Genomic DNA, 13,463 nt, shown 5'->3' on the forward strand with positions numbered 1-13,463 from the left:
GCATCAAGGGTTCGGCCTCGACCGACGACGGCGCGAACGTCGAGGTGGGCGGCGGCGAGCTGACCATCTACGACAACTTCGACGCCAAGACCGGCGACCTGTGCTGGAAGGACCTCTGCCGCGGTCCCCACCTGCCCACCACCCGCAACATCCCCGCGTTCAAGCTCATGCGCAACGCCGCCGCCTACTGGCGCGGCAGCGAGAAGAACCCGATGCTCCAGCGCATCTACGGCACCGCGTGGCCGTCGAAGGAGGAGCTGAAGGCCCACCTCGACTTCCTCGTGGAGGCCGAGAAGCGCGACCACCGCAAGCTCGGCACCGAGCTCGACCTGTTCTCCGTACAGGACGAGATCGGCTCCGGCCTGGCCGTCTTCCACCCGCGCGGCGGCGTCATCCGCCGCACCATGGAGGACTACTCGCGCAAGCGGCACGAGGAAGAGGGGTACGAGTTCGTCTACACCCCGCACGCCACCAAGGGCACCCTCTTCGAGAAGAGCGGCCACCTGGACTGGTACGCGGAGGGCATGTACCCCCCCATGCAGCTCGACGGTGGTACCGACTACTACCTCAAGCCCATGAACTGCCCGATGCACAACCTGATCTTCGATGCGCGCGGCCGCTCCTACCGTGAACTGCCGCTGCGCCTCTTCGAGTTCGGCACCGTGTACCGGTACGAGAAGTCCGGCGTCGTGCACGGCCTGACCCGCTCGCGCGGTTTCACCCAGGACGACGCGCACATCTACTGCACCAAGGAGCAGATGGCGGACGAGCTCGACCGCACCCTGACCTTCGTGCTGAACCTGCTCCGCGACTACGGTCTGACCGACTTCTACCTGGAGCTGTCGACCAAGGACCCGGAGAAGTTCGTCGGCTCGGACGAGATCTGGGAGGAAGCCACCGCGACCCTCCAGAAGGTGGCCGAGAAGCAGGGCCTGCCCCTGGTCCCGGACCCGGGCGGCGCCGCGTTCTACGGCCCGAAGATCTCGGTCCAGTGCCGTGACGCGATCGGCCGCACCTGGCAGATGTCGACCGTGCAGCTCGACTTCAACCTGCCGGAGCGCTTCAACCTGGAGTACACCGGCCCCGACGGCACCAAGCAGCGGCCGGTCATGATCCACCGTGCGCTGTTCGGTTCCATCGAGCGGTTCTTCGCCGTCCTGCTGGAGCACTACGCGGGCGTCATGCCGCCGTGGCTCGCCCCGGTCCAGGCGGTCGGCATCCCGATCGGCGACTCGCATGTCGAGTACCTGCAGGAGTTCGCCGCCGAGGCGAAGAAGAAGGGCCTGCGGGTCGAGGTGGACGCCTCCTCCGACCGGATGCAGAAGAAGATCCGCAACCAGCAGAAGCTGAAGGTCCCCTTCATGATCATCGTCGGTGACGAGGACATGGCCGCGGGCACCGTCTCCTTCCGCTACCGCGACGGTTCGCAGGAGAACGGCGTCCCGCGTGACGCTGCGCTGGCGAAGCTCGTGGACGTCGTGGAGCGCCGCGTCCAGGTGTGACCGCAGCGGCGGCCGTGACTGCCGTGGCGGCTGTGATCGCCGTATGACGGCCCGGAGCCCCCGGGGACCTCAGGTCCCCGTGGGCTCCTCCTCGTCCCCCCGCCGGAACACGTGGAGCATCCAGGAGGAGAACGAGCCCGTCACCGCGCCCAGCAGTGCCAGGCCGCCCGCCATCAGGAACGCCGCGATGATCCGCCCCATCGGGGTGACCGGGGCCATGTCCCCGTAGCCCACCGTGGTCAGCGTCTCGCACACCCACCACACCGCGTCCCCGAAGGTGTGGATCGTGGCCCCCGGGGCCCGGCGCTCGAAGTGGTACACGCCGAGGGCGCCCGCGAACCCCATCAGCCCGGCCGACAGGCCGGCGTACGACATCACCCGCGCGTACAGCCCCTGGCGCGGGCGCTTCTGCCGGGCCTGGATCGCGTTGTGGACCTTGACCATGCGCAGCGGCCGCAGCAGCGGCAGGATCACGATCAGGGTGTCCAGCCAGTGCACGCGGACGAAGCGCAGCGGGGCCGTGCCGCTCAGGTACAGCCGGACCAGGTAGTCCACGATGAAGCAGGCCCAGGTCAGTGCGACCACGACGAGGCCGACGTCCCGCCACAGGGGGTGGGCCCGGTAGGTCAGTACGGAGACGGCGTACGCGGCGAGGAAGAGCAGGGAGGCGTAGAACAGCGGCAGCTCCGTCCGGCGTTCCCAGGCCTGGTCACCGGTCTCGGGTGCATGGTTCATGGGGCCAGCATCGCGTCCCGCACACCGGTGTTCGCCCCGGCGACACGCCGCTCGGGGCCAAGGTCATATGCTGCATCCCATGACGATTGAGCCGGAGCAGCAGATCGGTGTGGGCACGCAGGACGCGTTCCAGCGTCTGTGGACGCCCCACCGGATGGCCTACATCCAGGGGGAGAACAAGCCGACCGGGCCGGAGGCCGGGGACGGCTGTCCCTTCTGCGGGATTCCGGAGATGTCGGACCAGGACGGGCTGATCGTGGCCCGGGGCGAGCACGTCTACGCCGTGCTGAACCTCTACCCGTACAACGGCGGCCACCTGATGGTCGTGCCGTACCGGCACGTCGCCGATTACACGGACCTGGACTCCGCCGAGACCCTCGAACTCGCCGACCTCACGAAGCGCGCGATGGTCGCGCTCCGCAAGGCCTCCGGTGCGCACGGGTTCAACATCGGCATGAACCAGGGCCAGGCCGCCGGCGCGGGCATCGCCGCGCACCTGCACCAGCACATCGTGCCCCGCTGGGGCGGGGACACGAACTTCATGCCGGTCGTGGGCCACACCAAGGTGCTGCCCCAACTCCTCGCGGACACCCGCCAGATGCTGGCCGACGCCTGGCCCACCGACTAGGCCGTCCCTGTCGGATCCTGCCGCGGACGCCCGCGCGGGCTCAGGCGTCGTAGACGTCGGCCTTGCGCGGCGCGGCGTCCTGGACCATGCCGCTGACGATCATCGAGCGGTTGGTGAAGCGTTCGGTGTCGACCCCGTTCTCCTCCAGGACCCGCATCGCGGCCGTGTGCACCGCTCGCAGGACCGGGGTCGCGGCGCGCATGGCGTCGTCCGCCATGAAGCGGTGGCGCCACGGCTGGCCGGCCCAGACGTGGCGGACGCCGAAGGGCTCCGGGAGGACGAGCTTGCCGCCCAGGAACTCCAGGAGCGGCGGGTACCAGGTGAGGGGCGCGCGCACGGCGAGGCGTACGACCTCGCTCGTGTCGACCACGGGCCGCTTGAGCTCCACGGTCTCCCAGAAGCGCACGGATTTGGCGACCTCGTCCACGGGCGCCGCCGATTTGGTGGTGAACAAGCCGTTCACCGGGCCGAGCGCGTGCCCGGTGACCTCCACGCGCAGGGTCTTGTAGAGCACGGTGACCGTGACCAGCATGGTGATCACGAGCTGGCCGTCCCAGAGCGGGTACTGGATGCCGAGGTAGTGCCGGTTGCCGGCGCTGAACTGCTGCTCGTTGCAGATCCGGGTGATCTCGTGCGGCTTGACCAGGAAGGTGTCCACGTCCGCTCCGCTGGGGCGGGTCACTTCCTTGGCGCCCTCGCCGACCGGGGAGACGATCCAGTGCGTGATCGAGGCGGGCGGCAGGCCGCCGGTGTGCAGGGGGCCGCGCTCCAGCTTGCGCAGCTGGGTGTCGATCGCCCGTATGACGTCCCAGCTGCGGAACGGGTGGATCTCGGAGCCCTCGTTCTTGGGGACGAGCTCCTCGGCCATCTGCCAGCTGCCCCAGCGCGTGCCCATGCCGAGTATGCCCTTGGGGCCCGCGTAGAAGACGGCGTTGCTGCGGTCCTCGGCGGTGAGCTTGGCCAGGGAGTGGCGCAGGTCCTCGCGGGCCTTCTCGTCGGGGTTGCCGGGGACGGCCTCCGGGATCTTGGCGGCCACCCCGCCGCCGCCCGCGAGGAGCCCGTCCCAGCGGGAGCGCAGGTCTTCGGCGGTGGCCTCGCAGAGCCGGCGGGCGAGGAACCAGCCGACGACCGGGGCGATGACCATGGCGCGGACGTAGAGGCCCAGGAAGCCGGTCACCGGGAGCCGGAACATGAGCACGGCGACGACCAGGCCCACGCCGACGAGGAGCGCCGTGCCCAGCCAGGAGGCCCGTTTGGCCTTGGAGCCCGCCAGGGCCTTGCGGGCCCAGAACAGGCCGAGCCACAGCAGCAGTCCGGGAAGGAACAAGACCCCGCAGACGAGCATGATCATGCGGAGCTTGCGGTCGCGCTCCTTGCGGATGCGGGAGGCGGCCAGGCAGTGCTCGACGACGGTCTGCGGGTCGGCGCCGAAGGACTGGATGAGGGGTTTGCGGGTGGGCGGGACCGTGCGGGCCTCGACGGCGCGGCAGAAGGCCTCGCCGAGGTTGGGGGCCAGCAGGGAGATCTTGGCGGGTTTGACGACGGACTCGTGGTACTCGTTGTTGGCCTTGAGTATCTCGTCGAGCTTGGTGTCGCGTCCGCCGTCCCGGTAGGCGGCGGAGGCGAGGGCGTTGGTCGCGGCGGTCTGGCCGCTGCCGCCCTGGAGTGGGATCTGTGCCCCGGGCCTGAAGTCGAATCCGTCGTCCGCCACCGCTGCCCCCATCGCTGTGCGTCGTGCTCGTGTGCGGGCCTGCCCGCTCGGTCCGCATGCGTGCTCTGCGTGCTTGGTCTACCCGTTCGCCATGCCCGCCTCACGCGCGGACGAGCCTATCGGCCGATTGCTCCCCGTGGTCATGGGACAGGTAAATGCCGCCCATCGCAAGCGGGTTGGATGGGCGGCCGGAGTGACGCTATGTCAGCTGGCTTCCCTTCTCTGGCCGTTCGCGCAGCTTGTCCGCTATCTGTGGCGGCATCGGCTCGTGCCGCGCGTACGTACGGCTGAACAGCCCCGTGCCGTGCGACACGGAGCGCAGCTCCACGGCGTACCGGCCGATCTCGATCTCGGGGATCTCGGCGAGGACCCGGGTCCGGCCGGTGCCCGCCGCGTCGGTGCCCACGACGCGGCCCCGGCGGCCGGCCAGGTCGCTCATGACGGGGCCGACGTACTCGTCGGGCACGAGTACGGCCAGCTCGGCGACCGGTTCGAGGAGCTGGACGGAGGTTCCGGCGGCGGCCTCGCGCAGGGCGAGGGCGCCCGCGGTCTGGAAGGCGGCGTCGGAGGAGTCCACCGAGTGGGCCTTGCCGTCGAGCAGGGTGATGCGTACGTCGACCAGCGGGTAGCCGGCCGCGAGCCCGCGGGCGGCCTGCGCCCGGACGCCCTTCTCCACGGAGGGGATGAACTGGCGCGGAACGGCTCCGCCGACGACCTTGTCGACGAACTCGATCCCGCTGCCCGGCGGCAGCGGCTCCACCTCGATCTCGCAGATGGCGAACTGGCCGTGCCCGCCGGACTGCTTCACGTGCCGTCCGCGGCCGCCGGCCTTCGCCCCGAAGGTCTCGCGGAGGCTGACCTTGTGCGGCACCGGGTCGACCTGGACCCCGTACCGGGTGCGCAGCCGTTCGAGGGCGAGGTCCTGATGGGCCTCGCCGAGGCACCACAGGACGAGCTGGCGGGTGTGCGGGTTCTGTTCGAGCCGCATGGTCGGGTCCTCGGCGACCAGCCGGGCCAGGCCTTGGGAGAGCTTGTCCTCGTCGGCCTTGCTGTGGGCCTCGATGGCCAGGGGGAGCAGCGGGTCGGGCATGGACCAGGCCTCCATGAGGAGGGGGCCGTCCTTGGCGGAGAGGGTGTCGCCGGTCTCGGCGCGGGTGAGTTTCGCCACGCAGGCCAGATCCCCGGCGATGCAGTGGGAGAAGGCGCGCTGCTGCTTGCCGAAGGGGGAGGTGAGCGCGCCGATGCGCTCGTCGACATCGTGGTCCTCGTGCCCGCGGTCGGTCAGCCCGTGCCCGCTCACGTGGACCGTTTCGTCGGGGCGCAGGGTGCCGGAGAAGACGCGGACGAGCGAGACGCGGCCGACGTAGGGGTCGGAGGAGGTCTTCACCACCTCGGCGACGAGCGGTCCGCCGGGGTCGCAGGTGACCGCGGGGCGGGCCGCGCCGTCCGGGGTGGTGACGCCCACGGGAGCGCGCTCCAGCGGGGTGGGGAAGCCGCCGGTGATCAGTTCGAGGAGCTCTACGGTGCCCAGGCCCCTGCGGGCGCCGCCGGTGGCGGGGGCGGCCATCAGGACGGGGTGGAAGGTGCCGCGGGCGACGGCCCGCTCCAGGTCGTCGACCAGGGTCTTGAGGTCGATGTCCTCGCCGCCGAGATAGCGGTCCATGAGGGTCTCGTCCTCGCTCTCGGCGATGATCCCCTCGATCAGCCGGGCGCGGGCGTCGGTGATCAGGGCGAGCTCGCCGGGGTCCGGGTCGCGTTCGACGCGGTCGCCGGAGGTGTAGTCGTAGACGCGCCGGGAGAGCAGTCCGAGGAGCCCGGCGACCGGGGCGTGGCCGTCGGGGGCGGCGGGGCCGTGCAGGGGCAGGTAGAGCGGGCGCACGGCATCGGGGTCGTCCGCCCCGAAGGCGTCCCCGCACACGGTGGTCATCTGCGTGTAGTCGGCGCGGGCGGCTTCCAGGTGGGTCACGACGATGGCGCGCGGCATGCCGACGGCGGCGCATTCGTCCCAGACCATCCGGGTGGCCCCGGAGAGCCCGTCGCCGTCCTCGGCGGCCGAGACCACGAAGAGGGCCGCGTCGGCGGCGCGCAGTCCGGCCCGGAGCTCTCCGACGAAGTCGGCGTAACCGGGGGTGTCCAGGAGGTTGATCTTGATTCCGGCCCACTCCACGGGGACCAGGGAGAGCTGGACGGAACGCTGGCGGCGGTGCTCGATCTCGTCGTAGTCGGAGACGGTGGCACCGTCCTCGACGCGCCCGGCCCGGTTCACGGCGCCGGCGGTCAGGGCCAGGGCCTCGACCAGGGTGGTCTTGCCGGACCCGCTGTGGCCGACCAGCACGACGTTCCGTACGGAGGCCGGGTGGTCGGCCGCCGGTGCTCTTCCGGCGGCTCCGGATTGGTGTGATGCGGCTCCCACGATGCTCGTGCCTCCCGACGTGGAGGGGATGGAGGGGAAAAGGCCCCCTTCGAGCTTTGCACTGCCGTCACACCGCGTCCATACGTCGTACCGGAGGCGCGGGGGAGGGAGACCTCCGGGCGGCGCCGGGACGGCGTCGGCGGTCGCGCCGGGGCCGCGTCCGGACGGCCCGCGGAACGTGGCGAACGGCCCGAGAACCGGCCACGTCGTGTGAACCGGTGGGTGCGCGGCGCCGATGGCCCGGGGCCCTGGCTACGATGGGCCAGCCGGTGGCCGTGGTGGCCGTGCGGCCCAGCGACCCTCCGGGAAGGCCATGCTGAACAAGTACGCGCGTGCATTCTTCACGCGTGTTCTCACGCCATTCGCCGCTTTTCTCCTCCGGATGGGAGTGAGTCCCGACGCGGTCACCCTCATCGGCACGGCCGGAGTGGTGGCCGGAGCCCTGGTCTTCTTCCCCATGGGCGAGTTCTTCTGGGGCACGATCACCATCACGCTCTTCGTGTTCTCCGACCTGGTGGACGGGAACATGGCCCGCCAGGCCGGCGTCTCCAGCCGGTGGGGCGCGTTCCTCGACTCCACCCTCGACCGGGTGGCCGACGCGGCGATCTTCGGCGGACTCGCACTCTGGTACGCGGGTTCCGGGAACAACAACGCCCTCTGCGCCGTCGCCATCTTCTGCCTGGCCAGCGGCCAGGTGGTCTCGTACACCAAGGCCCGCGGCGAATCGATCGGCCTGCCGGTGGCCGTCAACGGCCTCATCGAACGCGCCGAACGGCTCGTGATCACGCTGGTCGCGGCCGGTCTGTCCGGGCTGGAGACCTTCGGCGTCCCCTCCTGGATCGGCCTGCTGCTCCCGATCGCACTGTGGGTGGTCGCGGCGGGCTCGCTCGTGACCCTGATCCAGCGCGTGGTGACCGTACGGCGCGAATCGGCGGAGGCCGACGCTGCCGCCGCCGCTGCCGGCGCTCCCTCCGAAGGCGGTACGCCCTGATGGGCAAGGCACAGGACAAGCTGGTCGACGGGCTCTACGGACTCGGCTGGGCCGGGGTCAAGAAGCTGCCCGAGCCCGCCGCGGGCGCCCTCGGCCGGCGGATCGCGGACTTCGTCTGGAAGCGGCGCGGCAAGAGCGTGCTGCGCCTGGAGTCGAACCTGGCCCGGGTGGTGCCGGACGCGACGCCCGAGCGGCTGCGCGAGCTGTCGCACGCGGGCATGCGCTCCTACATGCGGTACTGGATGGAATCCTTCCGCCTGCCGACCATGGCCAAGGAACGATTCAGCTCCGACGTGGAGATGAAGGACGACCACATCCTGCGCGAGGCACTGGCCTCCGGACGCGGAGTGGTCGTCGCCCTCCCGCACCTGGCCAACTGGGACCTCGCCGGCGCCTGGGCCGTGACCCACATCGGAGTCCCCTTCACCACCGTCGCCGAGCGGCTCAAGCCCGAGACCCTCTACGACCGCTTCGTCGCCTACCGAGAGAGCCTGGGCATGGAGGTGCTCCCGCACAACGGCGGCGCCGCCTTCGGCACCCTCGCCCGGCGGCTGCGCTCCGGCGGGCTCGTCTGCCTGGTCGCGGACCGGGACCTGTCGGCCTCCGGGGTCGAAGTGGACTTCTTCGGCTCGGCCGCCCGCATGCCGGCCGGCCCGGCCCTGCTCGCCCAGCAGACGGGCGCCGTCCTGCTCCCCGCCACCCTCTACTACGGGAACGCGCCGAAGATGTACGGCCGGATCCACCCCCCGGTGGAGGTGCCCGGGAAGGGCACCCGGCAGGAGAAGACGGCCGTCATGACGCAGGCGGTCGCCGACGCCTTCGCGCAGGGCATCGCCGAACACCCGCAGGACTGGCACATGCTCCAGCGGCTGTGGCTGGACGATTTGGACACCACCGCCGGCCGTCCCGAGGAGCACCCCGCGTGAAGATCGGCATCGTCTGCCCGTACTCCTGGGACGTCCCCGGCGGGGTCCAGTTCCACATCCGGGACCTGGCGGAACACCTGATCGGCCTCGGCCACCAGGTGTCGGTCCTGGCCCCGGCGGACGACGAGACCCCGCTGCCCCCGTACGTGGTCTCGGCGGGCCGGGCGGTGCCGGTGCCGTACAACGGGTCGGTGGCCCGCCTCAACTTCGGCTTCCTGTCGGCGGCCCGCGTACGGCGCTGGCTGCACGACGGGGTCTTCGACGTGGTCCACATCCACGAACCGACCTCCCCGTCGCTGGGCCTGCTGACCTGCTGGGCGGCGCAGGGCCCGATCGTGGCCACCTTCCACACCTCCAACCCGCGCTCCCGCGCCATGCTCGCGGCGTACCCGATCCTCCAGCCGGCGCTGGAGAAGATCAGCGCCCGGATCGCGGTGAGCGAGTACGCGCGGCGCACGCTGGTCGAACACCTCGGCGGCGACGCGGTGGTCATCCCCAACGGCGTGGACGTGGACTTCTTCGCCAAGGCCGACCCGAACCCGGCCTGGTCCGGCCAGACCCTCGGCTTCATCGGCCGCATCGACGAACCGCGCAAGGGCCTGCCGGTCCTCATGGCGGCCTTCCCGCGCATCGCCGCGGAATGCCCGGACGTACGCCTCCTCGTGGCGGGCCGCGGCGACGAGGAAGAGGCCGTGGCCTCCCTCCCGCCCGAACTCCGCTCCCGGGTCGAGTTCCTCGGCATGGTCTCGGACGAGGACAAGGCGCGGCTGCTGCGCAGCGTCGACGTGTACGTGGCCCCGAACACGGGCGGCGAGAGCTTCGGCATCATCCTGGTCGAGGCCCTCTCGGCCGGGGCGGCCGTCCTGGCCGCCGACCTCGACGCCTTCGCGCAGGTCCTGGACCAGGGGGCGGCGGGGGAGCTCTTCTCGAACGAGGACCCCGACTCCCTGGCGGCATCGGCGATCGCCCTCCTCCGCGATCCCGCGCGACGCGAGGAACTGAGCGCCCGGGGCTCCGCCCACGTACGCCGCTTCGACTGGTCGACGGTGGCGGCGGACATCCTGGCCGTCTACGAAACGGTGACCGACGGCGCGGCCGCGGTAGCCGAAGACGAACGAGTCCCCCTCCGCACCCGCCTGGGCCTCACCCGCGACACGTAGCCACCCCGGCCCCGCCCGGGCCCCGGCCATGCCCGCGTGCTGTGGGCCCGTCCGTGCGGGACCCGGCTGTGGGTGTGCCGCTGTGCGGCGCGGAGTCCCCTACCCGCCCTTCGCCCGTTCCCCGGGGCTCCGCCCCGGACCCGATCCCGCGTGCGGCGCCGTTCCCGGGGGCCAGCCCCCGGACCCCCGCTCCTCAAACGCCGGAGGGGCTGGATAGACCCAGCCTCGCCGGCGTTTGAGGCGCGGGTCCGGGCGGAGCCCGGGAAGCGCGCCAGCGCTGAGCGGTGCGAGCTCCGCGTCGAAAGGTAGAGTCGCGGCCCGTGATCGAAACCCTTGTCTGGATTGCCCTCGGCCTCGGCCTCGTCGGGGTGTACCTCAGTTGGACGGCCGGCCGTCTCGACCGGCTCCACTCCCGGATGGACGCCGCGCGGGCCGCGCTCGACGCGCAGCTCGTCCGCCGGGCCTCCGTGGTGCTGGAGGTGGCGACCTCCGGGGTGCTGGACCCGGCTTCCTCCCTCGTCCTGTACGAGGCCGCGCACGCGGCCCGCCAGGCGGAGGAGGAGCACCGCGAGGTCGCCGAGAGCGAGCTCAGCCAGGCGCTGCGGGCGGTGTTCGCCGATGTCGGGCAGGTGGACGCGCTGAAGGCGGCCCCGGGCGGTGCGGAGGCGGCCGAGGAGCTCGCCGCGGCGGTCCGCCGGGTGCCGATGGCGCGGCGGTTCCTCAACGACGCGGTCCGCGCGGCCCGGGCCCTGCGCAGGCACCGCAAGGTCCGCTGGTTCCGGCTGGCGGGCCACGCACCGTTCCCGCTGGCCTTCGAGATGGACGACGAGCCTCCGGTGGATCTGGCCGAGCGGCCGTAACTTGTACCCAATGGCCAAATCGCAAAGGGCCACCGGCTGCACATTGGCCCTTGCCGTGGACTGGTCGAGAAGGTTTCCTCGGTCGAGTACCACCAGATCGCCCTGGCGATCGCCAGTAGCGCCTGAATCTTCCTTTCGAGTGAGGTCAATCCGTGAGCACGCTTCCCTCCACCCCGCAGTCCGCTGAGTCGGCGATCGGCACCTCCCGCGTCAAGCGCGGCATGGCCGAGCAGCTCAAGGGCGGCGTGATCATGGACGTGGTCAACGCCGAGCAGGCGAAGATCGCCGAGGACGCCGGCGCCGTGGCCGTCATGGCCCTGGAGCGGGTTCCCGCCGACATCCGCAAGGACGGCGGCGTCGCCCGGATGTCCGACCCGAACATGATCGAAGAGATCATCGAGGCCGTCTCCATCCCCGTCATGGCCAAGTCCCGCATCGGCCACTTCGTCGAGGCCCAGGTGCTCCAGTCCCTCGGCGTCGACTACATCGACGAGTCCGAGGTCCTGACCCCGGCCGACGAGGTCAACCACTCCGACAAGTGGGCGTACACCACCCCCTTCGTCTGTGGCGCCACCAACCTGGGCGAGGCCCTGCGCCGCATCGCCGAGGGTGCGGCCATGATCCGCTCGAAGGGCGAGGCCGGTACCGGCAACGTCGTCGAGGCCGTCCGTCACCTGCGCCAGATCAAGAACGAGATCGCCCGCCTGCGCGGCTACGACAACAACGAGCTGTTCGCCGCCGCCAAGGAGCTGCGCGCCCCGTACGAGCTGGTCAAGGAAGTTGCCGAGCTCGGCAAGCTCCCGGTCGTGCTGTTCTCCGCCGGTGGCGTCGCCACCCCCGCCGACGCCGCGCTGATGCGCCAGCTCGGTGCCGAGGGCGTCTTCGTCGGCTCCGGCATCTTCAAGTCGGGCGACCCGGCCAAGCGTGCCGCCGCCATCGTGAAGGCCACCACCTTCTACGACGACCCGAAGATCATCGCGGACGCCTCCCGCAACCTGGGCGAGGCCATGGTCGGCATCAACTGCGACACCCTCCCCGAGTCCGAGCGCTACGCCAACCGCGGCTGGTAGTCATCACCATGACCACCCCCGTGATTGGTGTCCTGGCACTCCAGGGCGACGTACGGGAGCACCTGATCGCCCTGGCCTCGGCTGACGCCGTGGCCAGGCCGGTCCGGCGCCCCGAGGAGCTCGCCGAGGTCGACGCCCTGGTGATCCCCGGCGGCGAGTCCACGACCATGTCGAAGCTCGCCGTGCTGTTCGGCATGCTGGAGCCGCTGCGCGAGCGCGTACGGGCCGGGATGCCGGTCTACGGCACCTGCGCCGGCATGATCATGCTCGCCGACAAGCTGCTGGACGGCCGTGAGGACCAGGAGACCCTGGGCGGCATCGACATGATCGTGCGCCGCAACGCCTTCGGCCGCCAGAACGAGTCCTTCGAGGCCCAGGTCGACTTCGCCGGCATCGGGGGCGGCCCCGTGGAGGGCGTCTTCATCAGGGCCCCCTGGGTCGAGTCCGTCGGCGGCGCCGTCGAGGTGCTCGCCACGTACGACGGCCACACCGTCGCCGTACGGCAGGGCAACGTCCTCGCGACCTCGTTCCACCCGGAGCTCACGGGCGACGACCGGGTCCACGCGTACTTCGTCGACATGGTGCGCGCGGGGCTGTAACGCCGTCCCGGTAGGATCTGAGGCGAACACTGTTGGTGACGCGAAGGAGACAGGCAGATGTCCGGCCACTCTAAATGGGCTACGACGAAGCACAAGAAGGCCGTGGTTGACGCCAAGCGCGGCAAGCTCTTCGCGAAGCTGATCAAGAACATCGAGGTCGCGGCCCGTATGGGCGGCGCCGACATCGATGGAAACCCGACCCTCTTCGACGCCATCCAGAAGGCGAAGAAGAGCTCGGTCCCGAACAAGAACATCGACTCCGCGGTCAAGCGCGGCGGCGGCCTCGAGGCCGGCGGCGCCGACTACGAGACGATCATGTACGAAGGCTACGGCCCGAACGGCGTCGCGGTGCTCATCGAGTGCCTCACCGACAACCGCAACCGTGCCGCGTCCGACGTGCGGGTCGCCATGACCCGCAACGGCGGTTCGATGGCCGACCCGGGCTCGGTCTCGTACCTGTTCAACCGCAAGGGCGTCGTCCTGCTGCCCAAGGGCGAGCTGTCCGAGGACGACGTGCTGGAGACGGTGCTGGAGGCGGGGGCCGAAGAGGTCAACGACCTCGGCGAGCAGTTCGAGATCATCAGCGAGGCCACCGACATGGTCGCGGTCCGTACCGCGCTCCAGGGCGCCGGCATCGACTACGACTCGGCCGACTCCAACTTCCTGCCGACCATGCAGGTCGAGCTGGACGAAGAGGGCGCGCGCAAGATCTTCAAGCTGATCGACGCGCTGGAGGACAGCGACGACGTGCAGAACGTCTTCGCCAACTTCGACGTCTCGGACGAGGTCATGGAGAAGATCGACGCCTGATCCGGGCGTCCGGCGCGCACGGCGCCAAAGCAGCGGGCCGACGGGGACACACCCCGTC

At 70.9% G+C, this 13,463-nt stretch carries 12 protein-coding genes; 9 read left to right on the top strand and 3 right to left on the bottom strand.

Features of this window, described 5'->3' with window-relative positions; genetic code table 11:
* Nucleotides 1-1,502: threonine--tRNA ligase (gene thrS / locus ACFWNV_RS36270; RefSeq protein WP_383955459.1), on the top strand; the 1,502-nt coding region annotated here is incomplete at its 5' end.
* 69 nt (nt 1,503-1,571) lie between these two features.
* On the opposite strand, the gene ACFWNV_RS36275 is transcribed toward thrS, so the two are convergent.
* Nucleotides 1,572-2,237, bottom strand: coding sequence for a potassium channel family protein (locus ACFWNV_RS36275; RefSeq protein WP_383955462.1), 666 nt, complete (start codon nt 2,235-2,237; stop codon nt 1,572-1,574).
* A 67-nt stretch (nt 2,238-2,304) separates the two neighbouring features.
* Here ACFWNV_RS36275 and ACFWNV_RS36280 point away from each other — a divergent pair, with 67 nt between their 5' ends.
* Entirely contained in the window at nt 2,305-2,865 is a 561-nt protein-coding gene (locus tag ACFWNV_RS36280; RefSeq protein ID WP_383955465.1) for an HIT family protein, read from the top strand.
* 40 nt (nt 2,866-2,905) lie between these two features.
* Here the strand turns inward: ACFWNV_RS36280 and ACFWNV_RS36285 are convergent, their stop codons facing one another.
* Both ACFWNV_RS36285 and ACFWNV_RS36290 read right to left on the bottom strand, forming a co-directional pair.
* Entirely contained in the window at nt 2,906-4,576 is a 1,671-nt protein-coding gene (locus ACFWNV_RS36285; RefSeq protein ID WP_383955468.1) for a hypothetical protein, read from the bottom strand.
* Between the two features lie 199 nt (nt 4,577-4,775).
* A complete protein-coding gene (locus ACFWNV_RS36290) occupies nt 4,776-6,989 on the bottom strand; it encodes an elongation factor G-like protein EF-G2 (RefSeq protein WP_383955471.1) in 2,214 nt (737 codons plus the stop codon).
* A 313-nt stretch (nt 6,990-7,302) separates the two neighbouring features.
* Here ACFWNV_RS36290 and pgsA point away from each other — a divergent pair, with 313 nt between their 5' ends.
* The 7 genes from pgsA (at nt 7,303) to ACFWNV_RS36325 (ending at nt 13,405) form a co-directional block, all read left to right on the top strand.
* Nucleotides 7,303-7,980 carry a phosphatidylinositol phosphate synthase gene (gene pgsA / locus ACFWNV_RS36295; protein ID WP_383955474.1) on the top strand — a complete coding sequence of 226 codons (678 nt, stop codon included), beginning with the start codon at nt 7,303-7,305 and terminating at the stop codon, nt 7,978-7,980.
* Nucleotides 7,980-8,906 carry a phosphatidylinositol mannoside acyltransferase gene (locus ACFWNV_RS36300; RefSeq protein WP_383955477.1) on the top strand — a complete coding sequence of 309 codons (927 nt, stop codon included), beginning with the start codon at nt 7,980-7,982 and terminating at the stop codon, nt 8,904-8,906. The genes pgsA and ACFWNV_RS36300 overlap by 1 nt, the downstream gene beginning before the upstream one ends.
* Nucleotides 8,903-10,066: a glycosyltransferase family 4 protein gene (locus tag ACFWNV_RS36305; protein ID WP_383955479.1), complete on the top strand. Its 1,164-nt coding sequence runs from the start codon at nt 8,903-8,905 to the stop codon at nt 10,064-10,066. Before ACFWNV_RS36300 ends, ACFWNV_RS36305 begins: the two co-directional genes overlap by 4 nt.
* 320 nt (nt 10,067-10,386) lie before the next feature.
* The gene (locus ACFWNV_RS36310; RefSeq protein ID WP_383955482.1) at nt 10,387-10,926 is read left to right on the top strand and encodes a hypothetical protein; all 540 of its coding nucleotides are present in this window, start codon (nt 10,387-10,389) and stop codon (nt 10,924-10,926) included.
* Between the two features lie 152 nt (nt 10,927-11,078).
* Complete coding sequence (gene pdxS / locus ACFWNV_RS36315) at nt 11,079-11,996, top strand: pyridoxal 5'-phosphate synthase lyase subunit PdxS (protein ID WP_112446777.1); 918 nt, start codon at nt 11,079-11,081, stop codon at nt 11,994-11,996.
* A gap of 8 nt (nt 11,997-12,004) precedes the next feature.
* Nucleotides 12,005-12,595: a pyridoxal 5'-phosphate synthase glutaminase subunit PdxT gene (gene pdxT / locus ACFWNV_RS36320; protein ID WP_267756809.1), complete on the top strand. Its 591-nt coding sequence runs from the start codon at nt 12,005-12,007 to the stop codon at nt 12,593-12,595.
* 57 nt (nt 12,596-12,652) lie between these two features.
* Nucleotides 12,653-13,405 (top strand): YebC/PmpR family DNA-binding transcriptional regulator, encoded by a 753-nt coding sequence (locus ACFWNV_RS36325; protein ID WP_383955486.1) that lies wholly within the window; start codon nt 12,653-12,655, stop codon nt 13,403-13,405.
* Nucleotides 13,406-13,463: the final 58 nt, after the last annotated feature.

This window comes from Streptomyces sp. NPDC058401 (assembly GCF_042722885.1).
In the GTDB taxonomy this organism is placed as follows: Bacteria; Actinomycetota; Actinomycetes; order Streptomycetales; family Streptomycetaceae; genus Streptomyces.